The organism is Microbacterium sp. NPDC087665 (genome assembly GCF_044743285.1).
Taxonomy (GTDB): Bacteria; Actinomycetota; Actinomycetes; order Actinomycetales; family Microbacteriaceae; genus Microbacterium.
Map to the genome: position 1 here is coordinate 413,178 of NZ_JBIUWD010000003.1, position 23,991 is coordinate 437,168.

The 23,991-nt window shown below is 70.2% G+C and carries 21 protein-coding genes and 1 pseudogene; 10 read left to right on the plus strand and 12 right to left on the minus strand.

From position 1 onward, the window contains the following. The first annotated feature begins 16 nt into the window (after positions 1 to 16). Positions 17 to 307, plus strand: a complete 291-nt coding sequence (locus ACIOSY_RS08720) for a DUF4287 domain-containing protein (protein WP_350351424.1) — start codon at positions 17 to 19, stop codon at positions 305 to 307. 31 nt (positions 308 to 338) lie between these two features. Beyond that, positions 339 to 1,316 (plus strand): 1,4-dihydroxy-2-naphthoate polyprenyltransferase, encoded by a 978-nt coding sequence (locus ACIOSY_RS08725; RefSeq protein ID WP_400852145.1) that lies wholly within the window; start codon positions 339 to 341, stop codon positions 1,314 to 1,316. A gap of 46 nt (positions 1,317 to 1,362) precedes the next feature. Here the strand turns inward: ACIOSY_RS08725 and ACIOSY_RS08730 are convergent, their stop codons facing one another. From ACIOSY_RS08730 to ACIOSY_RS08775, 10 genes are all read right to left on the minus strand, one after another. Further along, a complete protein-coding gene (locus ACIOSY_RS08730) occupies positions 1,363 to 2,250 on the minus strand; it encodes a siderophore-interacting protein (protein ID WP_400852148.1) in 888 nt (295 codons plus the stop codon). After that, positions 2,247 to 4,076 carry an ABC transporter ATP-binding protein gene (locus tag ACIOSY_RS08735; protein WP_400852151.1) on the minus strand — a complete coding sequence of 610 codons (1,830 nt, stop codon included), beginning with the start codon at positions 4,074 to 4,076 and terminating at the stop codon, positions 2,247 to 2,249. Before ACIOSY_RS08735 ends, ACIOSY_RS08730 begins: the two co-directional genes overlap by 4 nt. Beyond that, entirely contained in the window at positions 4,069 to 5,835 is a 1,767-nt protein-coding gene (locus ACIOSY_RS08740; protein ID WP_400852154.1) for an ABC transporter transmembrane domain-containing protein, read from the minus strand. Before ACIOSY_RS08740 ends, ACIOSY_RS08735 begins: the two co-directional genes overlap by 8 nt. Then, the gene (locus ACIOSY_RS08745; protein ID WP_400852157.1) at positions 5,832 to 6,620 is read right to left on the minus strand and encodes an ABC transporter ATP-binding protein; all 789 of its coding nucleotides are present in this window, start codon (positions 6,618 to 6,620) and stop codon (positions 5,832 to 5,834) included. The genes ACIOSY_RS08740 and ACIOSY_RS08745 overlap by 4 nt, the downstream gene beginning before the upstream one ends. 11 nt (positions 6,621 to 6,631) lie before the next feature. After that, positions 6,632 to 7,762, minus strand: a complete 1,131-nt coding sequence (locus ACIOSY_RS08750; RefSeq protein ID WP_400852160.1) for a FecCD family ABC transporter permease — start codon at positions 7,760 to 7,762, stop codon at positions 6,632 to 6,634. Next, complete coding sequence (locus tag ACIOSY_RS08755) at positions 7,759 to 8,862, minus strand: FecCD family ABC transporter permease (protein WP_400852163.1); 1,104 nt, start codon at positions 8,860 to 8,862, stop codon at positions 7,759 to 7,761. The genes ACIOSY_RS08750 and ACIOSY_RS08755 overlap by 4 nt, the downstream gene beginning before the upstream one ends. Before the next feature lie 8 nt (positions 8,863 to 8,870). After that, a complete protein-coding gene (locus ACIOSY_RS08760; RefSeq protein WP_400852166.1) occupies positions 8,871 to 9,932 on the minus strand; it encodes an ABC transporter substrate-binding protein in 1,062 nt (353 codons plus the stop codon). Positions 9,933 to 10,098: 166 nt separating this feature from the next. Next, positions 10,099 to 10,941: a helix-turn-helix domain-containing protein gene (locus tag ACIOSY_RS08765; protein ID WP_400852169.1), complete on the minus strand. Its 843-nt coding sequence runs from the start codon at positions 10,939 to 10,941 to the stop codon at positions 10,099 to 10,101. Positions 10,942 to 10,975: 34 nt separating this feature from the next. After that, positions 10,976 to 11,314, minus strand: a complete 339-nt coding sequence (locus tag ACIOSY_RS08770) for a DUF4229 domain-containing protein (protein ID WP_400852172.1) — start codon at positions 11,312 to 11,314, stop codon at positions 10,976 to 10,978. Between the two features lie 50 nt (positions 11,315 to 11,364). Then, complete coding sequence (locus tag ACIOSY_RS08775) at positions 11,365 to 12,228, minus strand: hypothetical protein (RefSeq protein WP_400852175.1); 864 nt, start codon at positions 12,226 to 12,228, stop codon at positions 11,365 to 11,367. Between the two features lie 154 nt (positions 12,229 to 12,382). Here ACIOSY_RS08775 and ACIOSY_RS08780 point away from each other — a divergent pair, with 154 nt between their 5' ends. The 6 genes and pseudogenes from ACIOSY_RS08780 to ACIOSY_RS08805 all read left to right on the plus strand — a co-directional run bounded on the left by ACIOSY_RS08780 (position 12,383) and on the right by ACIOSY_RS08805 (position 18,581). Next, positions 12,383 to 13,363 (plus strand): glycosyltransferase family 2 protein, encoded by a 981-nt coding sequence (locus ACIOSY_RS08780; RefSeq protein WP_400852178.1) that lies wholly within the window; start codon positions 12,383 to 12,385, stop codon positions 13,361 to 13,363. Next, the gene (locus ACIOSY_RS08785) at positions 13,360 to 14,721 is read left to right on the plus strand and encodes a polysialyltransferase family glycosyltransferase (protein ID WP_400852181.1); all 1,362 of its coding nucleotides are present in this window, start codon (positions 13,360 to 13,362) and stop codon (positions 14,719 to 14,721) included. Before ACIOSY_RS08780 ends, ACIOSY_RS08785 begins: the two co-directional genes overlap by 4 nt. Positions 14,722 to 14,774: 53 nt before the next feature. After that, positions 14,775 to 15,986 (plus strand): cytidylyltransferase domain-containing protein, encoded by a 1,212-nt coding sequence (locus ACIOSY_RS08790; RefSeq protein ID WP_400852184.1) that lies wholly within the window; start codon positions 14,775 to 14,777, stop codon positions 15,984 to 15,986. 95 nt (positions 15,987 to 16,081) lie between these two features. After that, complete coding sequence (locus tag ACIOSY_RS08795) at positions 16,082 to 16,954, plus strand: N-acetylneuraminate synthase family protein (protein WP_400852187.1); 873 nt, start codon at positions 16,082 to 16,084, stop codon at positions 16,952 to 16,954. Then, entirely contained in the window at positions 16,951 to 18,396 is a 1,446-nt protein-coding gene (locus ACIOSY_RS08800) for a DUF6716 putative glycosyltransferase (protein WP_400852190.1), read from the plus strand. Before ACIOSY_RS08795 ends, ACIOSY_RS08800 begins: the two co-directional genes overlap by 4 nt. 109 nt (positions 18,397 to 18,505) lie before the next feature. Continuing rightward, positions 18,506 to 18,581: pseudogene (locus ACIOSY_RS08805) on the plus strand. Positions 18,582 to 18,584: 3 nt separating this feature from the next. Here the strand turns inward: ACIOSY_RS08805 and ACIOSY_RS08810 are convergent. Beyond that, positions 18,585 to 19,199, minus strand: a complete 615-nt coding sequence (locus tag ACIOSY_RS08810) for a TetR/AcrR family transcriptional regulator (protein ID WP_400852193.1) — start codon at positions 19,197 to 19,199, stop codon at positions 18,585 to 18,587. 70 nt (positions 19,200 to 19,269) lie between these two features. Here ACIOSY_RS08810 and ACIOSY_RS08815 point away from each other — a divergent pair, with 70 nt between their 5' ends. Then, positions 19,270 to 20,547, plus strand: coding sequence for an MFS transporter (locus ACIOSY_RS08815; RefSeq protein WP_400852196.1), 1,278 nt, complete (start codon positions 19,270 to 19,272; stop codon positions 20,545 to 20,547). Between the two features lie 7 nt (positions 20,548 to 20,554). Continuing rightward, the gene (gene arfB, locus ACIOSY_RS08820) at positions 20,555 to 20,995 is read left to right on the plus strand and encodes an alternative ribosome rescue aminoacyl-tRNA hydrolase ArfB (RefSeq protein WP_400852199.1); all 441 of its coding nucleotides are present in this window, start codon (positions 20,555 to 20,557) and stop codon (positions 20,993 to 20,995) included. Positions 20,996 to 21,624: 629 nt separating this feature from the next. Here arfB and ACIOSY_RS08825 read toward each other — a convergent pair. Further along, the gene (locus tag ACIOSY_RS08825) at positions 21,625 to 23,988 is read right to left on the minus strand and encodes a bifunctional lysylphosphatidylglycerol flippase/synthetase MprF (RefSeq protein ID WP_400852202.1); all 2,364 of its coding nucleotides are present in this window, start codon (positions 23,986 to 23,988) and stop codon (positions 21,625 to 21,627) included. Positions 23,989 to 23,991 lie beyond the last annotated feature (3 nt).

The following is a 23,991-nucleotide window of genomic DNA, read 5'->3' on the forward strand; positions in this document are numbered from 1 at the left end:
ATGAACAGGAGACGCCATGTCCTTCCAGGCATATCTCGACAAGGTCGAGACCCAGACCGGCCTCACCCCGCGGCAGTTCATCGCCCTCGCGAAGGAGCAGGGCTTCGACGAGACCACCAAGTCGACCGTCGTGCTGAACTGGCTCAAAGAGGAATACAGCCTCGGGCACGGCCACGCGCAGGCGATGGTGCACGTCATCCTCAAGGGGCCGAAGATCAGCGACAAGCACGTCGGCAAGGGCGGGGCGCACGGAGATGCCTCCGACACCCTGTGGCTCGACGGCAAGGACTCGAACCCGAACCCGTAAGGGCATCGTCGCGCCGGATAGGATTCCCTGCGTGGCAGCATCCTCGAAGCGCAAGAAGAATCCGACCCGTGTGAGCGGCAATCCCGCGAAGCGGGCGACCGGCAATCCGGCCCACCGGGCCGCCGTCGAAGCCGGTCCCGTGACACTCGGCGACTGGATCGGTGCCGCGAGGCTGCGCACTCTTCCGCTCGCCATCGCGCCCGTGCTGATCGGCACCGGCGCCGCGCGCAGCACCAGCCCGGAGTTCCACTGGGTCATCGCCCTCGCGTGCCTCGCGGTCGCGGTGCTGCTGCAGATCGGCGTGAACTTCACCAACGACTACAGCGACGGCGTGCGGGGCACCGATGCCGTGCGCGTGGGCCCTGCCCGCCTCACGGCTTCCGGCCGGGTGAAGCCGCGCACCGTGCTCATCATCGGGCTCGTGTTCTTCGCCCTCGCCGCGGCCGTCGGTCTCGCGATCGTCGTGCGCACCGAGCAGTGGTGGATGCTCGGCGTCGGCGCCGCATGCATCGTCGCGGCCTGGTTCTACACCGGCGGCAAGCGCCCCTACGGCTACGCCGGACTCGGCGAGGTCTTCGTCTTCGTCTTCTTCGGTCTCGTCGCGACCCTCGGCACCACGTGGGTGCAGATCTTCGACCTGCCGCAGCAGGCCTGGCTCGGTGCGATCGCTGCGGGTCTCTTCGCCTGCGCGGTGCTGCTCGCCAACAACCTGCGCGACATCGATCAGGATCGCGCGGTCGGCAAGCGCACCCTCACCGTGCTGATCGGCCGCCGCGCGACGCAGGTGCTGTTCACCCTGTTCGTGCTCGCGCCGTTCGCGATCGCCGTCATCATCGCCCTGCTGTTCCCCGTGGCGTGGCTGTCGCTGCTGGCGCTGCTGGCGGGCCTTCCGGCCATCCTGATCGTCTGGACGTACCGGCAACCGAAGGAGCTGGTGATCGCGCTCGCGCTCACCTCGCTCACCTCGCTCCTCTACGCCGGCGCCCTGTTCTGGGCGTTCATCGCCTGACGCAGAGGAACCATCGCCTGACGCAGAGGAGCGAGCGGGCGCGCGGTCAAAGCCCGAGCTGGTCGAGGCGCTCTTCGAACCGCACCTGCACGTCTTCGGGTTCGTCATCGGGACGCTCGGTCCAGATGGCATCGAGTTCGCGCTGCACCGCTGCGGGGAGCGCGGCGAACTTCGAGTCCCAGGCGTCGATCGGGGTCCAGTAGCCGACGACCTTGAAGCGGGTGGCGGGCAGGCCGAGCTCGCGGCGCAGGTACTTGCGCACATCGCGCAGGGCGACGGTCTCACCCGCGACCCAGACGTACCCCTCGTCGAGCGGGAGCCGCTCATCGACGATGCGGCGCACGAGCTGCCCGAGCGCGCTGGGGCCGTGGCCGTTGCCTCCGGTCACCCACGTGACCTCCACGTGCGCGCCGCAGTCGAACGCGATCCGGTCCGTCTCATCGGGCACCTCCAGCACGATGCGGGTGCGCACGTTCTCCGGAGCATCTGCGGCGATGCGCGCCACCGCGGGAAGGCCGGTCAGATCGGCCACGAGCACCTGCCATGTGATGCCGGGCGGGGGAGAGTACAGACCCGTCGGCGAGTTGAGCCCGACCACATGGCCGGGTTCGGCGCGCGCGGCCCAGGGGCCCGCGACGCCGGCCTGATGGATCACGAAGTCGATGTCGAGCTCATCGACGTCGGGCCGCACGCCGCTGATCGTGTAGGTGCGCATCGGCGCCTCGGGAGCGCCCTCGGGCGTCTCCCACCAGTCGCCGGCGGGAACGGGGAGCGACACGTCGGTCGGGTCGTCGCCGTGCGGGAAGAACACGCGCACGTACTCGTCGCCGATGCCGGTGCTCAAGAACTCGGAGATGCCCTCGCCGCCGAGAGTGATGCGTACCAGGGTGGGGGTGAGGGGGGTGGTCTTGCTGACGATTCCGCGGTGGATCATCTCGGGGTCTCCATGTCTTCGGTGCTGTCGGGAAAGTCGGTGTGGTGGGTGCCGCCGGGGGCGCTCGTGCGGGCGTCGGCCTGGGCGAGCCAGAAGCTGCGGTACAGCCCGTCGCGGCCGACCAGATCGTCGTGCGTGCCCTGCTGGGCCGTGAGGCCATCGGCGAAGACGACGATCTGATCGGCGGTGGATGCCGGTTCCAACCGGTGCGCGATGAGCACGGTCGTGCGTCCGGCGCGGAGAGCCACGATGGCCTCCTCGACGGCATCGCGGTGATGCAGGCCGACATCGGCGGTCGCCTCGTCGAGGATCACGATCTCGGGATCGGCCAGCAGAGCACGGGCGATGGCGAGCTGCTGGATGCGTCCTTCGTCGAGGGGTGTCTCCGTGGGAGCCGACATCGCGGAGACCGCCCACTGCGCCCCGACGGCCTCCAGGGCGGCGGCGATCTCGTCGTCGCTCGCGGCGGGCGCGACCAACCGCATGTTGTCGGCGATGCTGCCGCGGAACTGGTGCAGCTCCTGCGAGACGTAGTACGGCGCAGGGGCGTCGGCTCCGAGGTGGAGCGTGCCCGACGTGGGCGGGTGATGCCCCGCGATGACCCGGGCGAGCGTGCTCTTGCCCGATCCCGAGGCGCCGACCAGCGCGGCCGTGGTGCCCGACTCGATCCGCAGCGTGACGTCACTCACGCCGCGACCCGTCGTCGGGTAGTGGAAGCTGAGATCGTTCAGTTCGATCGCGGTGCGCCGGGGCGGAGCATCCGCCGCCGCACTCTGGTCACGCGACGAGACGTGGCCGCCGGACGCGACCGGCGGCAGGGTCGGGGCGAGATCGATCACACCGACCAGGCGTGCGAGACCGATCGCCGCCCGCTGGATGTCGTCGAGGCTGAAGATGAGCTGCCCGATCGGACCGAACAGGCGATGGAAGACCAGGGCCGCCGTCGTGACCATGCCGACGGTGATGGCGCCGTTCGACTGCAGGAAGAAACCGGTCGTGAGGAGCGCGGCCAGGCCGACGAGCTCGCCGCCGTTGATCCAGCGGAAGAGACGGTTGCGCAGCCGCACGCCCTCGATCTGCACGCGGATCGACTGCTCGGCGCGTACCCGCACCCGGGCGAGCGCGTGCCCCTGTTCGTTGAGGGCCGTGAGCGTCTCGAGGCCCTCGACCGCTTCGAGCACGGCCTGGCTGCGTGCGGCTTCGCGTACGCGCACCTCGCGGAACACCACGCGCGAGCGCCGCAGGAAGGCGCGGGTGCCCAGCACGTAGAACGGCACGGAGGCGATGCCCGCGAGGGCGAGCCACGGGTCGAGCGCGGTGAGCGCCACCAGCGAGACGCCGATCGCGAAGGCGGCCGACAGGAGCCCGGGAACGACGTTGCCACCGGCCTCGGCCACGGCATCGACGTCTCCGGTCACGCGGGAGAGCAGATCGGAGGTCTCGCCGTCGTCGACCGTGCTCACGGGGAGGCGCATCGCGGCGGCGAACACGTCTTCGCGCAGCTCGGCGAGGGCGTCCTGCACGAGCGCGGTCAGCACCCGCATCGCCCACAGCATCACCAGGGCGGCGCCGATCGCACCGGCGCCGGCGCCCCCGACCCATCCGGCGACGACCGGGAACCCGGCATCGGTCGACACCGCATCGACGATGCGTCCCAGGCACGCGGGCAGGACGATGCCGAGAGCCGAGGCGGCGAGGAACAGCACGGCCACCGCCAGAGTTCGGCCGGGATGCCGGCGCAGCAGGCGCATCATGACGGCGCGCACCTGCGCGCCGGTCGCGATCGGGAGCGTGGTCGAGGGGGTCTCGACGGAGGCGTCAGACATGGGGTTCCTCCTGCTCCGGAGCGCGCAGTTCGACGACCCGATCGCAGGCCCCGAGCAGCACGGCCGAGGTGCTGATGACGATCGTGGTGCGGTCGTGCGTCGCGAGCGCACGGGCGATGTGCGCCTCGGTGATCGCGTCGACGGCCGAGGTCGGCTCGTCGAGCACGAGCACGTCGGCGTCGGTGTGCAGTCCCCGGGCGATGCCGATGCGCTGCCGTTGTCCACCCGAGAGGCGTCGGCCGGCCTCGCCCACCTCGGCCGCCCACCCGCCGACCTGGTCGATGGTGTCGTGGAGAGCGGCGATCTCGACGAGCTCCGGGCGCGGATCGCTCGCGCCCGTCGAGTCCGCAGCGCCGGGGGTAGCGCCGGGACCGCGCACCGCCTCGCGCAGAGTGCCGCTGATGATCGTCTGCCGATGGGGCAGCGCGACCACACGGCGCCGGTACTCCACCGGGTCGAGATCGCGCAGATCGATGTGCTCGCCATCGAGCACCATCGAGACGCGGTCGGGTTCGGGGCGCGACCTCAGACCGAGCAGACGGGAGAGAGCGCGGGCCTCGTCGCTGTCGGAGGGGCGGATGCCGAGCAGTTCGCCGCGCCGCACCTCGACGCGTGCCGAGTCGTCGGCCCCCGCGCGGAAGGTCAGCACGACATCGCCAGGGGCATCCGCACCGGAAGCATCCGCACCGGGAGCATCCGCCCTGCTGCGCAGAGTGATGCCCGCGTGCGGTGCATCGAGCAGATCGTCGGTGTTGATCATCTCGGCGAGCCGCTTCGCGGACGCGAGCTTGTGGATCCAGTTCGAGGGGAACGAGCCCGCGTAGGCGAGCGATCCGCTCACGAACTGGGCCAGCCCCAGCACGGTCACGAGCTCGCCGATGCTGATCTGCCCCTCGGAGGCGAACCACGCCGAGAGCCCGGCGAGAACGGTCGTGGCGACGGCCGCGAGCGTGCCGCTCACCGCCTCGTATGCGGCGAGCGAGCGTCCGGCCGCGGTCGCCGCGATGCGCGAGACATTGCTGGCCGCGACGTACCGTCGCACGGCCTCTTCGCGGGCGCCGATGCCGACCAGCACCCGGAACCCGCTCATGAAGTCGGCTGCGACCGCGCCGGCCTCGGTCGCGGCGTGCTGCTCGGCGAAGCCCCGGCGTTCGAGCGGTCGCGACACGGCCCGCATCGCGATCATCATCGCGATCGTCGACACGAACACGACGATCGTCGCGAGGGGCGAGATGACGAGCATCGCCAGCGCCGCGCCCACGATCGCGGCGAGCGTGGCGCACTGCTGCGCCACCGACCACGCCACTCCCGCCACCCGGTACGTGTCGGAGGTGACGAACGTCAACGCCTCGCCGGGCGTGACCGAGCGTTGCGAGAGGCGGGGGCGGAGCATCCGCGAGAGGGTCAGGTGGCGCAGCGCCTGCTCGCCGTATCCGTAGATCGTCACCATCAGACGCGAGGCCGCCTGGTAGCTCGTGGTCAGCACGAGGAAGGTGCCGATGAGTACGCCGATCCAGAGGGCGAGCGCGCGGGTGTCGGCGGGGAGCACGGCGTGGTCGATCGTCGCACCGATGATGACGGGGATCGCGGCCTCGGCGAGCGAGTGCACCACGAGCAGGGTCGTCGCGCCGGCCAGGGCCACACCTCGTCCTTCCCTGGCGAGTGCGATGCCGAAGAGCCGCCCCGGGGTGGCGGGCAGGGATGCCGTGGGCACGGATGCCGTGGGCACGGATGCCGCCGACGCGGATGCCGCCATCATGGTCTGCGCCGTCCGAGCGGGAGCACGAGCGGGGTGCCGGCGACGGGATCGACGATCACCCGGCACGGCAGGTCGTACACGGCTTCGACGAGCTCGGCCGTGATGATCTCGCGGGGGTCACCCTGGGCGACGATGGCTCCGTCGCGCATCGCGACGAGGTGCGTTGCGTAGCGGGCGGCGTGGTTCAGGTCATGGAGCACGGCGACCAGGGTGGTGCCCTGGCGGTGCAGGTCGGCGAACAGCTCCATCAGATCGATCTGGTGGGCGATGTCGAGGAAGGTCGTCGGTTCGTCGAGCAGCAGGTGCTTGGTCTGCTGGGCGAGGGCCATCGCCACCCAGACGCGCTGGCGCTGACCACCCGAGAGCTCGTCGACGAGCCGTCGCGACAGGTCGGTGACCCCGGTCGCCGCCATCGCCTCGGCGACCGCGCGCTCGTCGGTGCTGCTCCAGGTGCGCATCGCGCTCTGATGCGGGAACCGGCCGCGACCCACGAGGTCGGCGACGGTGATGCCATCGGGGGCGAGCGACGACTGGGGCAGCAGCCCCAGCTTGCGCGCGGCCTCTTTCGACTTGAGGGTGCGCAGCTCGACGCCGTCGAGCAGCACGGTGCCCGTCGTCGGCTTCAGCAGCCGCGCGAATCCGCGCAGCAGGGTCGACTTCCCACAGGCGTTCGGCCCGATGATGATCGTGAACGATCCGTCGGGCACCTGCAGCGACAGGTCGGAGATGATGGGGGTGTCTCCGTACCCGAGGGTGATGTCGCGGGCGAGCAGCGAAGCGGTCATGGGTGTTCCTTTCAGGCGCGGCGCGCGTATTGCGCGGCGAGCAGCCAGGCGAGATAGATGCCGCCGACCGAGACCGTGACGACGCCGACGGGCACGGCCACGAGCTGCGCGACGGCATCGGAGACGACGACGAGGGCGGCGCCGGTGAGCATCACGGGCACGGTTCCCATCGGCGTGTTCGAGCGGGTGAGGCGCTGCGAGATCTGGGGAGCGGCGAGGGCGATGAACGAGATCGGTCCGGCCGCGGCGGTGACCAGCGCGACGAGGGCGACGCCGAACACCATCGCCGCGAGTCGGGTGCGCCGGGGGCTGACGCCCAGTGCCGTCGCCGCGTCATCGCCCATCTCGAGCACCGGGAGGGTGCGGTTCAGCGGCAGGGAGCCGAGCATCACGATCAGGAAGACGACCGTCGCGGGGAGCAGCTGGTCGAAGCCGAGCGAGGCGAGCGAGCCCGCCCCCCAGGTCGCCGCCATCATGGCCTTCTCGACGCTGACCGAGATGAGGATCCACGAGGTGAGCGATCCGAGTCCGGCCGAGACGCCGATGCCCACGATGATCAGGCGGAACGACGACATCGAGTTCTTGCTCGCCAGCGCGTAGACGAGCACGGCGGTGAGCAGGCCCCCGACGAGGGCGCCCGCGGCCTTGAACATGTAGGTGTTCAGCTCGAGCACGACCATCATCAGCGTCACGCCGAACTGCGCACCCACGCCGAAGCCGATGATGTCGGGCGAGCCGAGCGGGTTGCGGGTCAGTGACTGGAAGATGCCGCCGGCGAGGGCGAGCGCCGCACCGCACAGCACGGCGAACAGCACGCGGGGCAGTCGCCACTCGTAGACCACCTGGCGGATGTCGGGGTCGAACGACGGGTCGACGAGTGCGCGCAGCACGGTGCCGAAGTCGACGTCGTAGGCGCCGATCGTCATCGAGAACAGGCCCGCGGCGATGATTACGACGACGAGCACGGCGCTCACGACGATCGAGCGCACCGAGATGCGGGCCGAGAGTCGGGCGGTGTCGATGCGCAGGTGGCGACGGCCGTGATCGACCGGCGGCAGGTCGACGGTCGGGTCGACGGCGGGCAGGTCGACGGGCGGGTCGACGGCGGGCGGATGCTGCGGCCGACGCTGATCGATGCTCACAGTCCGCTCACCCGCTTGCGGCGCACGAGGGCGACGAGGATCGGCGCTCCGAGGAGCGCGGTGACGATGCCGACGCGCAGTTCGCCGCTGGGCAGCACGATGCGTCCGAGGATGTCGGCGAGCAGCAGGAACGCGGGGCCGATGATCATCGAGTAGGTGAGCACCCAGCGCTGGTCGGGGCCGGTGAACCAGCGCACGATGTGCGGGATCATGAGGCCGACGAAGGCGATGGGACCGGCGGCCGCGACGCTGGTGCCGGCGAGCAGGGTGACCGCGATGATGACCATGATGCGGGTCACGCCGACGCGGGCCCCGAGCGCCTGAGCGAGGTCGTCGCCGAGGGCGAGGGCGTTGAGCGATCGGGCGCAGAGCAGGCCGATCACGAGGCCGAGTCCGATCAGGGGAGCGGCCCAGGCGAGCTGGTCGAGCGTGCGGCCGCCGATCGATCCCACACCCCAGAAGCGCATGACCTGCAGGGTGCTCGTGTCGTGCAGCACGATCGCGGTCGTGAAGCCGGTGAAGGCGGCGCCCAGGGCGACGCCGGCGAGCGTGAGCTTCATGGGGGTCGCGCCGGATGCTCCGAATGAGCCGAGCGTGTAGACGAGCAGCGTCAGCACGAAGGCGCCACCCAGGGCGAAGGGCACGTAGGCGCCGGGGGTGGTGAGTCCGAGCACGCCGACGGCGAAGGTGACGGCGAACGAGGCGCCCGCGTTCACCCCGAGGATGCCGGGGTCGGCGAGCGGATTGCGGGTGAAGGCCTGGATGAGCCCGCCGCACACGGCGAGAGCGGCACCCACGACGATGCCGAGCAGCGTGCGCGGCACGCGCAGCTGCATGATCATCAGGTGGAGGGGGTTCTCGTCGTCGTACGCGGTGAGCGAGCGCAGCACGGTGAGCGGGTCGATCGCGCGGTTGCCGACCGCGAGCGACGCGATGATGCAGAGCACGAGCACCACCGCGGACACGACCAGACCGGCTGCGAGCACACCGGTGCGGTGCGGGGAGGCGTCGCTGTCGCGACGACCCCCTGCACCGGCATCCGAGGTGTCGTCGCCGTCTTGCGTCTCCCGCGGGAGGGGGAGCGAAGTCGGCTGGGACATCTCCGGGGTCACTCTCCGGCGATGGTCGGCTCGCCCTGCAGTGCGGCCGCGAGGTCGTCGACGTACTTCGGCAGGATGTACTTCAGCGAGAGCACGGTCGGGGCGCTGATGGCGGATGCTTCGGCGTCGTCGGCGTAGATCACGTACGAGCCGTTCGCGATGGGGTTCCAGCGCGAGACGATCGCGTTCTCGACCGTGTACTCGCCCTCTTCTGCACTGCCGCCCCAGGCGGCGAACAGGTCGGCGTCGACGTCGTAGAGCTGTTCGAGGCTGACGCCGGTGTACCAGTTGTCGCCCTCGGCGCTCGCGAGGAAGCTGTCCATCGCCGAGGTCGACGTGAAGCCGAGAGCCTCGGTGATGCGCACGCGGGGGTCGTACTCGAGGTACACGCCGAGGTCGGTGCCGCCCTCGTTGAGGGTGAGGCCCCAGACGAACGTCTTGTCGTCGAACTCGGGGTGCTCGTCGGCGAGGGTGGTGATGAGTTCTTCGGTCTCGCCGATGAGCTCTTCGGCCTTGTCGTCTTCGTACATCGCCGCGCCCACGGTGCGGGTCATCGCTTCCCAGGTGCTGGGGTTCCAGGGGCCCTCGATGTAGGGGATCGTCGGTGCGATCTCGCTGAGGCGCTCGTACTCGACGTCGGAGACTCCCGAGTAGAGGCTGAGGATGAGGTCGGGCTTGAGTTCCTTGATGGCCTCGTAGTTGGGGCCGTCGTCGAGGAAGGGGATGATCTCGGGGGTCTCGCCGTACTCCTCGGTGACGAAGTCTTCGAACCAGGGCTGGTAGCCGCTCTCGTCGGCGCCCCAGACCTCTTCGATGCCGACCGGGTTGGTGCCGAGGGCGGCGACGATGTCGGGCGTCATCCAGCCGAGGGCGACGATGCGCTGGGGCTTCTCGGGGATCACGGTCGAGCCGTGGCCGTGCTCGATGACCACTCCGTCTCCCGCGGCGGCGGGTTGTTCGGATGCTTCGCCGGTGGCAGCGCATCCGGCGAGGGCGAGGGCGGCGGCGACGGCCGCGGCGACGAGGGCGGAGCCTCGACGGATCTTCGGGCGCGCGAGAGCGTGCAACATGATTCTCCTTCAGAGAAAGGGGGGAGGGTATGCCGCGTCGACGCGGCGAGAAGTTAGGTAAACCTGCCCTAACACATCGATGCTAGAACGCATTCAAGAGGCCGAGTGTTCAGAAACCGACGACTTGTGTCGCGAAACCGTCAGTTCTCGATGAACCTCGGGCGCGTCATCGCCAGTACAGCTGGTGCGCGGGGTCGCCCTGCACGCGGGCGACGTGCTCTCGCGGCGTGATGCCGAAGCGGGACTTGAACGCCGCCGAGAAGGCGCTCGTGGTGGCGTAGCCGCAGCGGTGCGCGGCGGCGCCGATGGGGGTGCCGTCGACGATCAACCGCGCCGCCAGCGTCATGCGCACGCCGGTGCGCCACTGGCTGAAGCTCATACCGATGTCGTGGTGGAACACACGCAGCACCGTGCGCTCGTGCAGGCCGTGCGCGAGGAACAGCTGCGTCGCGCTCTGCGCGTCACCCGGATCGGCGAGCACGGCCTGCACGAGGGGCTGCACCCTCTCGTCGGTCGGCATCGGCACTTCGCCCCAACCGTCGGCGGCTTCGGCGGTCGGCTGCTGCAGCATCTCGATGAGCACCGCCTGAATGCGTACCCGCAGGTCGGTGGGCATGTCGTTGATGCCGAGGTGCAGCAGCATCTCCTGCACGGCACGGGGCACGAGCACCTGGGTGACGCTGTCGATCGGGGTGATCAGCGACGGGTCGGGGATGTAGGTGTAGCAGCCGGTCGAATCGCGCTCGTGACGGCTGGTGTGCGGGGTGTGCGGCGGGATCCACACTCCCTGCCCGGGGAAGAGGCGCCACATCGCCTCTTCCAGATACACCCAGACCGTGCCGCGGTAGCACCACGCGAGCATCGCATCCGGATGCGCGTGCGGCGGGGAGACGGGGCGGGTGCCGACATCGTCGCCCGTGACGACCCCGGTGCCCATCAGGTACGGCTCGACGACCGTCGACGGATGCGTGGGACTCGCGTCCCAATCGGTCTGCCGGTAGGAGTTCATGGTGAGGGATCGTGCGGCCGCCGCCGCGCCGAGGTCAGCTCTTGACGTCGGTCTCGTCGGTCGGGGCTGCCTCGTCGGTCGGGGCGGCCTCGTCGACCTGGGCTGCTTCGTCGATCACGGCGTCTTCGGCGTCGGCATCCTCCTGGCCGGCCGAGGCGCGCTCCTGGCGGCGCTCGTAGATCGTCGTGGATGCTTCCGACAGCGGTCGCCGCAGGAACAGCAGCGAGATGCTGGTGCCGATGAGCGCGGCGAAGATCGCGGCGAGCCACCAGAACTCCCGGAAGATCGGGAAGAAGAACCAGAGGATCGCGAGGGGAACGAGGAACGCCAGCAACCGCAGCACGGAGTAGACGAAGAGGGGTGCAGGCTTCACCCCTCAAGTCTACGAGCGATTCGCCGGGGGCGATTCTCAGAGCCCGATTCTCAGAGCCCGATGCTGCCGAACGGGATGCCCCGCACGACCCGATGCCGGGGGTGCTCGCCGAGCGACCACAGCATGCGCCCCTCGGGATCGAGCGCGAGGTCTTCGCACCCGACGGGAAGGGGCACCGCGTGACGGGTCAGCGCATCGCGACGTCCCGTCCACAGCCGCCCCGGGTTCATCAGCGACGACTGCGAGACGAAGAACCGCTCGCCCCAGCGCACGGCGCCCTGCATGCGGGGGATGCCGGGGGCGAAGACGTCGTGCGGCTCGAAGACGTCGTCGGATGCTTCGGGGATCGAGTACTCGCCGATGCGCCCGGTGTCATTGCGCAGGTACTCGCCGATGAGCACGCGCCGCAGCGGGGTGCCGTCGGCGTCGAAGGCGCGGCCGATGAACGAGCAGCGCAGGTCGACCGGGTGCACGCGCGAGCGCACGGCGACGAGGGCGGTGCGCGGCAGCAGTCCGCGGCCGCTCATGCCCCGCAGCCGGCGTGCGAGCCGACCCCGCACGCGGCGGACGTCGGACAGATCGAACTCCCAGATGCCCTGACCCGTGGCGGCGGCGAACAGGCGGTCCTCGAACCAGGCGAGTCCGCCGGTGTGGATCTGCGCCGGCATCAGCTCGCCGTGCTCGTCTTCGATCGCGAGGGCGATGTCGATGTGGCGGGCGCGGTCGTGATCGATCAGCACGACCCGCGAGGCGAGGTGCTTTCCCGTCGGATCCTGTCGGAACCAGCTGACGGCGAGCGTGCGACGGCCGTCGCGGATCCCGACGTCGATGCCCTGCGGATACCAGCGCGTGGTCCACGCCCGCGCCGAGAGCCAACGCAGATCGTCATGGGTGTCACGGCGGCGCCGGAGCATCCGACGTCCGTTCGACCTGCGAGACCAGAGCATTCCTCCATCGTCGCCCATCCGCCGACGGTCGCGCGCCAGGACACCCGGCGTTCACCTCGGAGATGCCCGGCGTCCACGATCGCCTGAGACGATGCGGGCACCGTCCACCACCGGGAGTTCCGTGCGCAGTCCCCTCGTCACCGCCATCCTTCCTGCGAAGGATGCGGGTGCGTACATCGCGACGACGCTCGAGACCCTGGCGCGCCAGTTCGACGACCCCGCAGTCCTCAAGCTCGTGGCGATCGACGACGGCTCGCGCGACGACACCGGGGCGCTCATGCGCCGTCACGCCGCACGCTTTCCCCACGCCGAGGTGCTCGTCAACGCCGAGCCCCGCGGGCTGGCGAGCGCGCGCAATCAGGGCCTCGCGCACGTCGAGGGCGAGGCGTTCTGCTTCGTCGACGGCGACGATTGGATGCAGCCGCAGCGGCTCGCCGTGCTCGCCCGACGACTGCGCGAACTCGACGCCGACTACCTGCGCACCGATCACGTGACGGTGACGGCCGGTGAGCGCAGCCTGGTACGGGCGCCGCATCCGTGGCGCGAGGTCGTCGCGTCGCCCCGCGACGCCATCCTGCCCGCGACCGAGACGACCATGGTCGACTATCCGTTCGCCTGGGCGGGCATCTTCCATCGCCGGATCATCGATCGCGGCCTCGCCGAGTTCCCCGCGGGGCTCTTCACGGCCGAGGATCGCCCCTGGATCTGGCGCCTGCACCTGCAGGCCGCGTCGTTCGCCGTCGTCGACGCACCCGCGCTGCTGTACCGGCGCGGTGTGACGACGTCGCTCACGCAGGTGCGCGACCGGCGCCAGCTCGACTTCGTGCGGGCCATGCGCGAGGTGGTCGAGATCGTCGAGGCGGATGCCGAGGCCGAACGGTTCCTCCCCAAGGCAGTGTGGTCATCTCTCGCCCTCAGCGCGCACCACCTGGTGCGCGCCCGACGCATGCCGCGGGCCCTCCGCGCCGAGATGCGCACGGGTATCGTCGGCCTGCTGCGCGCTCTGCCCGGCGGCGAGGTCGCGGCGGCGGTGCGCCACCTCGACGGCCCCCGACGCCGGGTGCTCGCGCGGGCGCTGCGAGAGTCGGGGCACGGCGCATGACCCAGCTCTTCGCCCTGCACAGCGCCTACGGTCTCGCGACCGCGGTCGCGGCCATCGACGAGGGCTTGCTCGCCCACGACGGCGACAGCCTGCTCGTGCCCTTCGTGTCGGCACGCATCCCCGAGACGGTCGTCGGGATCGCCGCCGACCCCGCACTGCACGCGCTGCGGGCACGGTTCGATCGGATCGAAGATCTCGATGCGCTGCTGGGGCCGCGGCATCCGAGCGCGTGGGACCCGGCACCCGAAGACCGTGCCGTGCTGGAGCGTCTGCTCGTGCGGGCCTGGGCTCTCGACGCGGACGACCTCGAACTCGTCGTGCAGAGCCCGCAGGTCGCGCCCGCGCGCACACTGATGTCGATCTTCCCGCGTGCACGCCTCACGATCGTGGGCGACGGACTCATGACCTACTCGCCGATGCGCGTGGCGCTCGGGCACACCGTCGCGAGCCGCATCACCCGGGTCGTGCACGCCGACGTCGTGCCGGGGGTCGTGCCTCTGGTCGGCGCGCCGGGTGCGGCATCCGTCGCCGTTCCGGCCGAGGCCTTCCGACGCGTGCTGCTCGAGACCGACGCGGGAGAAGCCGTCGCCGACGAGGCGGGGCGCACCCTCGACGACGCCACCCCCACGGTTCTCGTGCTCGGCCAGTACCTCTCGGCCCTCGGCCTGATCTCGGAGCGCGAGGAGATCGCTCTGCAGCGCGATCTGATCGACCGCGCGGCCGCGTGGTCGCCCGAGCGCATCGTCTTCAAGCCGCACCCCGCAGCCCCGCCGCTGCGGATCGACGCCGTGCGCGAGCGGGCGCTCCTGCACGGCATCGAGTTCGTCGAGTACCGGGGTGCGCTCGCCGCCGAACTGCTCGCGCAGCGCCTCGACGCGCGCGCCGTGGTCGCCGCCTTCTCGACCGCCCTGCCCACCGTGCGCGCTCTGTTCGGCACCGAGATCGGTGCCGCGGGAACCGCGATGCTACTGGCGCGGCTCGCCCCGTACGAGAACAGCAATCGCGTGCCGCTGACGATCGTCGACGCCCTCACCCGGCCGGATTCGCCCTACGCCGATCCGACCCATCTGCAAGAGCTGATCGACGCGGTCGGTTACGCGATGCAGCCCGAGATCGCCGGTCACCTGCGCCACCGGGCCGAGGCACTGTTGCGCACGCTGCCCGCGGAGGAACGTGACCGGTACTTCTCGCCCGAGCGGCTCGCGGCGCTGCGCCTTCCCGGCGCCCCGGCGGAAGGCCGGTTGCGGGCCGCGCTCCGCCCCGCGGGCGGCACCGGCCGTGTCGAGGAGTTGCGGCTCACGGCGCTCGGTGCGCGGCGCCGGGCCGCACGCGCCTGGCGGGCGCTCAGAGGGCGCTGAGGCAGGCGATGATGCAGACGCGAGATCAGCGATGATGACGAGGATGAGTGACGATGGATGCTGTGACTGACGCAGAACCGACGACCGCGGCGAGGTGCGTGGCGATCATTCCCGCGCGCGGCGGATCGAAGGGCGTGCCGCGCAAGAACCTCCAACGGGTCGGAGGGGTGGCACTCGTCGCGCGAGCGATCCGGGCCGCCCGGGCATCCGCCGGCATCGATCTGATCGTCGTCTCGACCGATGACGACGAGATCGCCGCCGTGGGCGATGCGGCCGGGGCGCTCGTCATCCGTCGCCCGGCGGAGATCTCTGGCGACGAGGCGTCGTCGGAGAGCGCGATCCTGCACGCCCTCGACGAGCTCGAGCGGCGCGGCGAGAACATCGACGTCGTGGCGTTCCTGCAGGCGACCTCGCCCTTCATCCCGAGCGACGCGCTCGCCGACGCCGTGCGCATGGTGCGTGCGGGCGAGGCCGACAGCGTGTTCTCGGCGCACGAGACCTACGGATTCCTCTGGCGCCGCAGCGACGGCGCCGGCGATGACGGTGTTGGCGAGGGCAGTGGCGCCGCCGAGGCGATCAACCACGACGCGGCGCACCGGCCGCGCCGGCAGGACCGCGCACCGCACCACCTCGAGACCGGCGCGTTCTACGTGTTCGGCGCCGAGGGTTTCCGCGCCCGCAGGCACCGGTTCTTCGGGCGCATCCGCATCGCCGAGGTTCCCGAGTGGACGGCCATCGAGATCGACGACGAGCACCAGCTGCGCGTCGCGCGGGCGCTCGCCGCCGTGCACGATCTGCCCGAACCCATCGTGGTGAAAGCCGTCGTGACCGATTTCGACGGGGTGCACACCGACGACACCGCGATCATCGACACCGACGGGCGCGAGCGGGTGCGGGTGAGTCGCGAAGACGGCATGGGCGTCTCGCTGCTGCGCAAGGCCGGCCTGCCCATGCTCATCCTCTCGACCGAGGTCAACCCGATCGTGCGCGCGCGTGCCGAGAAGCTGCGGGTCCCGGTGCTGCACGGCATCGACGACAAGGAATCGGCGCTACGGGGCTGGGCCGAAGAGATCGGCGTGGCGCTCGACGACATCGCGTACCTCGGCAACGACGTCAACGATCTGCCGGCGATGCGCATCGTCGGCTGGCCGGTCGCGGTCGCCGACGCGCATCCGCTCGTCCTCGACGAGGCCCGCGTCGTGCTGTCGCGCACCGGCGGAAAAGGGGCCGTCCGCGAGCTGATCGAACGGGTGTTGTCGAGCTGACCGGCTCCGGTAACCCTCCGGTCGCTCCCCGTTCATGATCGGGGCGTAGCCAGGAGGGGCGGGGGTTTTTCCACCGCTCGACGACCGGAGGAACCATGACTGTCAGCATCGGCTCGCGGGTGATCGGCGGCGGTCGACCCGCCTATGTGATCGCAGAGATCGGCCTGAACCACAACGGCGACGTCGACATCGCGAAGCGTCTCATCGACGTCGCGGCGAAGGCCGGGGCCGACGCGGTGAAGTTCCAGAAGCGCACGCCCGAGATCTCCACGCCGGCGCACATGCGCGACGTGCCGCGCGAGACGCCGTGGGGCACCATGAGCTACCTCGACTACCGTCGCCGCGTCGAGTTCGGCCGCGACGAGTACATCGCGATCGGCGATCACGCCACGATGCAGGGTCTCGACTGGTTCGCGTCGCCGTGGGATGTTCCCAGCGTCGAGTTCCTCGAAGACCTGAACGTCGTCGCCCACAAGGTCGCCTCCGCGAGCCTCACCGACACCGAGCTGCTGATCGCTCTGCGCGAGACCGGCAAGCCCGTCATCCTCTCCACCGGAATGTCGACGATCGCGCAGATCGACCGAGCCCTCGACACGCTCGGCACCGACCGGGTGGTGCTGATGCACGCCACCTCCACCTACCCGCTCGAACCCGAAGAGGCCAACCTCCGCGCCATCGCCACGCTGCGCGACCGCTACGCCGGAATCCCGGTCGGATACTCCGGCCACGAGCGCGGTCTGCAGATCTCGCTCGCCGCGGTCGCGATCGGCGCGGTCGCGGTCGAACGTCACATCACGCTCGACCGCACCATGTGGGGCTCCGACCACGCCGCCTCCCTCGAGCCGACGGGACTCGAGCACCTCGTGCGCGACATCCGCGTGATCGAGACGGCTCTCGGCGACGGCGTGAAGCGCGTGTTCGACAGCGAGCGTGCGCCGATGGCGAAGCTGCGCCGCATCTCGGCATGAGCGCAACGCGCGTGGGGAGCGGGGGAGGCGACACGGGCCTCCGCGTCATCGCGATCGCCGATGCCGACTCGTTCGTGAAGTGGGCGGCATCCTTGCTCGCCTCGGTGCCCGGCATCCGTCCGCGATTGCTGCTGGTGCGCACTCCGCTGAGTGCGAGTGCGGCGCAGGAGCGCACGGCGCTCGCGGGCACCGGCATCCGCCCCGACGATGTCGCGCGCGTGGCTTTCCGCGATGCGGAGCGTTGGCTGGCGCAGCAGCGGCCCGACGTCGTGCTGCTCGCCGGGCGCGGACCGTTCGTGCGGCTGATGGGGCGCGTGATCGATGCGCTGCCGCAGCGTCCCGTCACCGTGTCGGGCATGCCCGGTATGGCGATCCCCGCGCAGCGCGGCGCCCTCGATTACCGGCGTCACACCGATCTGCTGGTCGTCCACTCGCACCGTGAGCAGCGGGCGTTCGCCGAGCTCGGCCGACGCATCGGCGTGAGTGTGCCCACCGGCCTCGCGACCCTGCCGTTCGCCCGGGGACGGGAGCGGATGCTCGCACCCGACCGCGCCCGCCGGATCACTGTCGAGTCGGCTGCCGAGCGCGCGTCGGGTGGCGGGGCCGCCGCGAGCGTCGCGGTCGCCGAGCGTCCGCCCGCACCGCAGGCGCCCGCGGCCAGCCGTCCGCGCGCGACCGATGTCGTCTTCGCCGCGCAGGCCATGGTGCCGATCGGTCGCCCCGAGCGCGAGAAGATCGCGGAGCTGCTCATCCGCGCCGCAGACGTCGACCCGCAGCGGCGCATCGTCGTGAAGCTGCGTTCGCGCCCCGGAGAGGTCGAGACGCACCTCGAGCACGACCCCTACACCGAGCTGCTCGGCGATCGCCGCCCCGACAACCTCGTCGTCTCGTACGCGTCGATGGCCGAGGCCCTCGAGACCGCAGCGGGACTCGTGACGGTGAGTTCCACGGCCGCGATCGAAGCGGTCGCGCTGGGGGTTCCGGTGATCGCGCTCGATTCGTTCGGGGTCACCAAGCCGCTGCTCAACACGGTGTTCGTCGGGTCGGGACTGCTGGGCGGCGGACGCGAGGTCGTCGCGGGTCGCTTCCGTCAGCCGCACCCCGACTGGCTGCGCGACAACTACTTCCATCCCGCCCGCGAGTCGACCTGGTGGGATCGGGTCGAAGAGCTCGTCGCACTGCGCCGGGCGGGCGGTCTGCCCGCGCGCCGGGTGCCGGCTCCCCGCGGCGGGCGGCTGCACGAGGCGTGGCACCGGGCGAGCGTGCTGGGTCGGGAAGACCGTTCGCTGAGCGGAGCCGTGGCGCTGGCGGTCGGCGTGCCGGCGACACGGATGCTCGCGCTGCGTCAGCGCGGTGGCCCGATCGGTGGCCGCACCTGGGCCGACGCCTCGACCGACTTCACGCTCGAACCCAGTCCGCATCGGGACTCGATCCGGCGGTGAGGCATCCGCTCCGACATATCGGGGCGGATGCCGTCATCCGGCGACACGAGGTGTCACTGCGAGGAATTTCCTCGCTTTGCCGATCACGGCCGGGTAACGTCATCCCCATCGCGGCGATCCGGGCGGTCCCGGGCCTCAGCTCATATCTGACGGCGTTGCGGGTTCGACTCCCGCCGTCGCGTCCACTCTTACTCTTCGGTGACGGCGAGGCGCTTCTCGATGCGGTCCCACCCGCCGTCGAGCACGACGAACCCGGCTTCGAGCGTGGCGAGCTGATCGTCGTTGTCGTTGACGAGCAGTTGCAGCTGCAGCACGAAGCGGGAGTACACGCGGATCTCGGCGGTCGGCTCGACCAGCCCGAGCTCGTCGGCGATCGCCTCGGACAGGGCGTCTTCGTGACGCAGCCACATCTTGGCCGCGTAGTCGCTCAGCGCCGGCGTCTCATTGAGGAAGCGGATGAAGATGCGGGTGACGTCGTTGCCGTGTTCATCGACGTTGGCTCTGATCTCGGCGGCGTAGAAGTCGTGGATCGCCTGATTGATCGTGACGCCCGCCGGCCGCTCGCGCACAGCCCCGACGAGGCGGTCGCGCTGCTCGTCGTCTTCGTCGAAGACGAGCGCCTCCTTCTGCGGGAAGTGCGCGAAGACCGTCGTGGGCGAGACGTCGGCGGCATCGGCCACCTCGCGGATGCTCACGTTGTCGAAGCCGCGCTCGAGGAACATCATCGTCGCGACGTCGGAGATCGCTTTGCGGGTCGCAGCCTTCTTGCGCTCGCGCCGTCCGAGGGGTTCCGTATCCGCCATGCGAACAGCTTACCGTGAACTCGATACAAAACTGGCTTGACACCAAAACTGGTATGGATACACTTTCGGTATGACTTCACCCATTACCTCGGTGCGCGGCCTGAACCGCGCCTGGATCATGCTCATCGTCTTGACGATGCTGACCGTCATCGGCATGACGGTCGTCCTCCCGGTTCTGCCTTTCGTCGTGCTGCAGTACGTCTCCGAAGAGAAGGACCTCGCCATCTGGGTCGGCATCCTCGAGGCGATCAACGGCCTCTGCGCGTTCCTCGTGGCCCCCTTCCTCGGCCGGCTCTCCGATCGCTTCGGCCGTCGCCCCGTGATCATCGCGGCGGCGTTCGGCGCGGCGTTCTCGATGGCGCTGTTCGGTATCGGCGGAGCCCTCTGGGTGCTCGTGCTCGCCCGCGTCATCCAGGGCCTCACCGCCGGGGACATGCCGGCCCTCTTCGCCTACCTCGCCGACATCACCCCGCCCGAGCAGCGTGCGCGACGCTTCGGCCTGCTCGGTGCGCTCTCCGGCATCGGCATGATGGTCGGACCGGCCATCGGCGGTCTGCTCGCCGCGATCAGCCTGCAACTGCCGGTCTTCCTCACCGCGGCCGTCGGTCTCACGATCGCGATCCTCAGCATCTTCCTGCTCCCTGAGAGCCTCAAGCCCGAGAACCGCATCGAGAAGATCGCCGTGCGCGACATCCAACCGTTCGCCGTGTTCAAGAACGCCTTCGGTCGCAAGGAGCTGCGGGGCCTGCTGATCGCCTTCGGTCTTCTCGCCCTGCCGTTCGGATTCTTCGTCAACAACTTCAGCGTGCTGGCACTCGATGCCATCCAATGGGGACCGACGCAGATCGGTCTGCTCACGGCCGGCGTCGGCATCATCGACATCGTCATCCAGGGCGTGCTGCTGGGCATCCTGCTTCCGCGCATCGGCGAGCGCGGTGTGATCATCAGCGGCATCGTGGCGCAGATGATCGGGCTCATCGGCCTCGCCGTGGTCGCCTCGGTCTTCGCCCAGCCGTGGGTGTTCATCGTGGGTGCGCTCATGCTCGCTGCAGGTCAGGGCGCATCGACGGCCGCGATAGACGGTGCCATGTCGAATGCGGTCGGCGACGACGAGCAGGGCTGGCTCGGTGGGGCTACGCAGTCGCTCAACGCCGCGATGGGCACCGCCGCCCCCCTCATCGCCGGTGCCCTCTACGCCCTGGTCAGCCACGCCGCTCCCTACTGGCTCGGCGCCGCCCTCATGGTCGTCGCGGTGATCGTCGTTGCCCGAGCGCACATCGCCAACACGGCCAAGAAGGAGTCGGCCGACACCACGACGGATGCCCCGCTCGCGCTGACCGGGGCATGATGGAGGCATGCCTGCCGCTCATCGTCCCGGTCTTCGGGTGACCTCGGGGATCACGATCCCCGAGTCCGAGCTGTCGTGGCGATTCTCGCGGTCGTCGGGACCGGGCGGGCAGGGCGTGAACACCGCCGACTCCCGTGTGGAGTTGGTGTGGGATGCCGCAAACTCCGCCGCTCTTTCATCGGTGCAGCGCGAGCGGCTGATGGAGCAAATGGGTGTCCGGTTGGTGAACGGTGTGCTGACGATCGCGGCCTCCGAGCATCGGGCGCAGCTGCGCAACCGCGAGGCGGCGCGCGAGCGCCTCGCGGGCCTTGTCGCCGATGCGCTGCGACCGCCGGCACCGTCGCGCCGGGCGACGAAACCGAGCCGCGGTTCGAAGGAGCGGCGGCTTAAGGCCAAGCAGCGTCGTACCGATGTGAAGCAGCTGCGTCAGCGGCCGCGCGACAACTGAGCGCGGCGGTGCGGCGCTCGGAGGCATGACAAGATGGTCGCTGGTCCGCTCAGGGGGAGCGGTCCCGACCGGAGGAGTCACAATGACCGATGCGAACGACGCCGTCCAGCCGCCTCTGCCGCCCGAGGTGCCCAGTGGGTATCAGGCTCCGCCCGCTCAGGGCGCGTACCCGGTTCCTCCCGCCCAGGGTGGGTACCAGGCCCCCGCGGCGAACGGCTACCCCGCACCGTCGGCTCCCGCAGGCTACCCGCAGCCGAACGCGCAGGGCGCGTACGGGAACCCGCAGGCCCCGGCCGGTTACCCGCAGGCCCCGGCCGGTTACCCGCAGGCTCCGGCCGGTTACCCCCAGGCTCCGGCCGGTTACCCCCAGGCCCCCGGCTACCCGGCACAGGCGCCGTACGGTTACGCCCCGTACGGGTTCGCACCGCCCAGCGGTCGTAAGTTCTGGGCGCTGCAGTTCATGGTCTACATCCCGTACGTGGGTGCGCTGGTCGTCGCGATCGTCGCGCTCGTGCAGAGGAACTCGGCGCAGAGTTCACCCCACGGAATCGTGCGGGAGAACGCCCGGTGGGCGGCGAACTGGGCCATGAGCTACCTGCTCTACCTGATCGTGCTCGTCGCGCTGCTCATCATGATCGGGGTCGGGACGTCTCGCCCCTCCTACAGCGCGTACGACTCCTACGGCAGCTACAGCGACGACTCTCCCGCCTGGTTCTTCGGAGTGCCGGTGATCCTGCTCTTCGGTATCGGCATCTACTGGCTGGTGACGGTGATCCGCGGCACGGTGGTCTCCGATCGCGTCGTGCATCGCCCGGCGCTCGCCATCCCGTTCTTCCGGGCCTGAGCCCTCGCACCCCTGACGTCAGAAGACGCGGGCCGATTCTCGGCCCGCGTCTTCTCGCGTCTCGGTCCTTCCCGCCGCGCACGAGCTCGAGCCCGGCGCCGGCGAACTGCCGCAGCGTCGCGTCGGGTAGGAATGCGCGGGTGAGCGCTCCGCCGATGCGGGTGAGGTCGCTCTCGTCGCGGAACAGCAGGTACATCGTCTCGTAGCGCGGGTGGAACTTCTGCTTGAAGCGGTGCAGCGATCCGAACCCGTAGACCGGCTCGAGCGCTTCGGCGAGACGGTCGCTCAGCGCGGCGATCATGCCGGCGTCCGGCGGGTAGTCGTGGGCGAGGGGCGCACCCGAGAGCGACATGATCTGCGCGCCCTCGTCGGAGAACTGCCGCGCGGACTGCCCGATCAGGTACTCCATCACCGGCGCGAATCCGCCGTCGCGGCGCCGCATGAGATCGAGCGTCCACCCGCGCACCGTGCCCTCGTCGCCGTACACGGGCAGCCACGACAGGAATCCGTCGACGTCGCCGTTGGGAGCGAGGGCGAGGGCGAGCCGCACCTCGGGGTCTTCGGCCTCGTCGAGCGTGCCGAGCGTGAAGCGCATCTCCGGCAGGTCTTTGTCGCCGACCCACGCCTCCGAGATCGCACGCAGCTGCTGCTTCACGCCCCACGACTCGTCGCCGAGGCGGGTCATCCGGAACGTCATGTCTTCGCGACCGGCGCGGTTGAGCGAGGTGCGCACCGAGTTCCATCGCTTTCCGGTGAACTCGAGTCCCGGCAGGTCGACGATCGTGTCATCGGCGACCACGATGCTCCGCCACGACGACGGCACGGCGGCGAGCGTCGCGGCGTCGGCGCTGAAGAAGCACGGTACGAGGCCCGCGTGCTCGGCCGCGGCGATGAATCCGGTGACGGCCTCGGCCCGAGCATCCGCTGGTCCGATCGGGTCCGCCAGCGCCAGCGCGACCCCGTTGCGTCGCTGATACGCCACGACCCCGCCGGGCACGCGGGCGTAGCTGTTGCCGTCCCACGTCGTCATCCACGACAGCGTCCCGCCGCCGTGCGTGCGCAACTCGGCCTTGACGTCGTCGACGGTCGGAGCGGGTGAGATGCCGAGGGGCGAGCGGCGCTTCGCGCGGAACGCGCGCCGCACCCACACCAGGTAGATGAGCACGACCAGCCAGAGGAATCCGTTGGCGAGGGCGAGTTCGGTCTCGCCGTCCCAGCGGATGTCGAGCTCGGCCTGGCTGGTGAGGATGATGAGCGCCAGCACGAGGGCGGCGACCAGCACGTTGAAGATGCCCAGCAGCAGGGCGATCACCCAGGTCCAGCGGCGTCCGCGGCGCAGGCCGTTGACGAGCACGAGGATCACGACGACGTCGATCGCCAGGTCGATGAATCCGCCGGATGCCGGTTCCGTCGGTCCGAAGGGTCCGTCGGTCGGTACGAGCACGGTGATGATCTCGACCGCGCCGAGCACGAGCACCGCCATCACGGCGATGAGGCGCTGTTCGCGCACGGTGGTGTGCCGCACGCGCAGGGTGCGATCGACGACGAGGATCAGCAGCACGGCGAGCAGATGCTCGAGATCGGCGAGCTTGCCCCAGAACAACATCGCGACGAACACGAATCCCAGCAGGATCAACCAGCCGCGCACCCGCCAGGGCGGACGGAACAGACCGACGGCGGCGGCGATGCAGGCCATGGTCCCACCGGATGCTCCGACGTCGAGCGCCTGCGCCTGCGCGGTCGCCCACGCCCACGGAACCTGCGAGAACAGCAGCAGCACGAGCGCGGTGGCGAAGATGGCGAACAGCTGGCCGATCGCGTAATAGGCGAGGGCCACCCGCGAGCCGCGCCGGTACTCGAGGTAGCCCATGCCCCAGAAGCCCGAAATGGTGAAGATGTAGACCCACGGCTGGTTGACGAAGAACGTGCCGGTGATCGGCGTCCACCACTTGCCGTCGGTGAACTGGGGGAGTCCGTAGGCGACGGTCTTGAACAGCGCGGTGTCTTCGAACGGGGTCCACAGCCCCTGCCAGATGACCCCGACGACGAGGATGATCCCGATGAAGGTCAGCGTCGCCGGCATCCGCCGTGCGACGGCGAGCACGGGGTGGGGCACGGAGTGTGGCGTATCCGTTCGCTCTGCCTGCATGCG

Excerpts from the sequence above, each read along its gene's own strand:
- ACIOSY_RS08740 (WP_400852154.1), bottom strand. The coding sequence starts at position 5,835 with ATGATGGCGGCATCCGCGTCGGCGGCATCCGTGCCCACGGCATCCGTG.
- ACIOSY_RS08775 (WP_400852175.1), bottom strand. The coding sequence starts at position 12,228 with ATGCTCCGGCGCCGCCGTGACACCCATGACGATCTGCGTTGGCTCTCG.
- ACIOSY_RS08755 (WP_400852163.1), bottom strand. The coding sequence starts at position 8,862 with ATGTCCCAGCCGACTTCGCTCCCCCTCCCGCGGGAGACGCAAGACGGC.
- ACIOSY_RS08825 (WP_400852202.1), bottom strand. The coding sequence starts at position 23,988 with ATGCAGGCAGAGCGAACGGATACGCCACACTCCGTGCCCCACCCCGTG.
- ACIOSY_RS08800 (WP_400852190.1), top strand. The coding sequence starts at position 16,951 with ATGAGCGCAACGCGCGTGGGGAGCGGGGGAGGCGACACGGGCCTCCGC.
- ACIOSY_RS08720 (WP_350351424.1), top strand. The coding sequence starts at position 17 with ATGTCCTTCCAGGCATATCTCGACAAGGTCGAGACCCAGACCGGCCTC.
- ACIOSY_RS08745 (WP_400852157.1), bottom strand. The coding sequence starts at position 6,620 with ATGACCGCTTCGCTGCTCGCCCGCGACATCACCCTCGGGTACGGAGAC.
- ACIOSY_RS08815 (WP_400852196.1), top strand. The coding sequence starts at position 19,270 with ATGACTTCACCCATTACCTCGGTGCGCGGCCTGAACCGCGCCTGGATC.
- ACIOSY_RS08795 (WP_400852187.1), top strand. The coding sequence starts at position 16,082 with ATGACTGTCAGCATCGGCTCGCGGGTGATCGGCGGCGGTCGACCCGCC.
- arfB (WP_400852199.1), top strand. The coding sequence starts at position 20,555 with ATGCCTGCCGCTCATCGTCCCGGTCTTCGGGTGACCTCGGGGATCACG.
- ACIOSY_RS08735 (WP_400852151.1), bottom strand. The coding sequence starts at position 4,076 with ATGTCTGACGCCTCCGTCGAGACCCCCTCGACCACGCTCCCGATCGCG.
- ACIOSY_RS08765 (WP_400852169.1), bottom strand. The coding sequence starts at position 10,941 with ATGAACTCCTACCGGCAGACCGATTGGGACGCGAGTCCCACGCATCCG.
- ACIOSY_RS08790 (WP_400852184.1), top strand. The coding sequence starts at position 14,775 with ATGGATGCTGTGACTGACGCAGAACCGACGACCGCGGCGAGGTGCGTG.
- ACIOSY_RS08785 (WP_400852181.1), top strand. The coding sequence starts at position 13,360 with ATGACCCAGCTCTTCGCCCTGCACAGCGCCTACGGTCTCGCGACCGCG.
- ACIOSY_RS08730 (WP_400852148.1), bottom strand. The coding sequence starts at position 2,250 with ATGATCCACCGCGGAATCGTCAGCAAGACCACCCCCCTCACCCCCACC.
- ACIOSY_RS08760 (WP_400852166.1), bottom strand. The coding sequence starts at position 9,932 with ATGTTGCACGCTCTCGCGCGCCCGAAGATCCGTCGAGGCTCCGCCCTC.
- ACIOSY_RS08810 (WP_400852193.1), bottom strand. The coding sequence starts at position 19,199 with ATGGCGGATACGGAACCCCTCGGACGGCGCGAGCGCAAGAAGGCTGCG.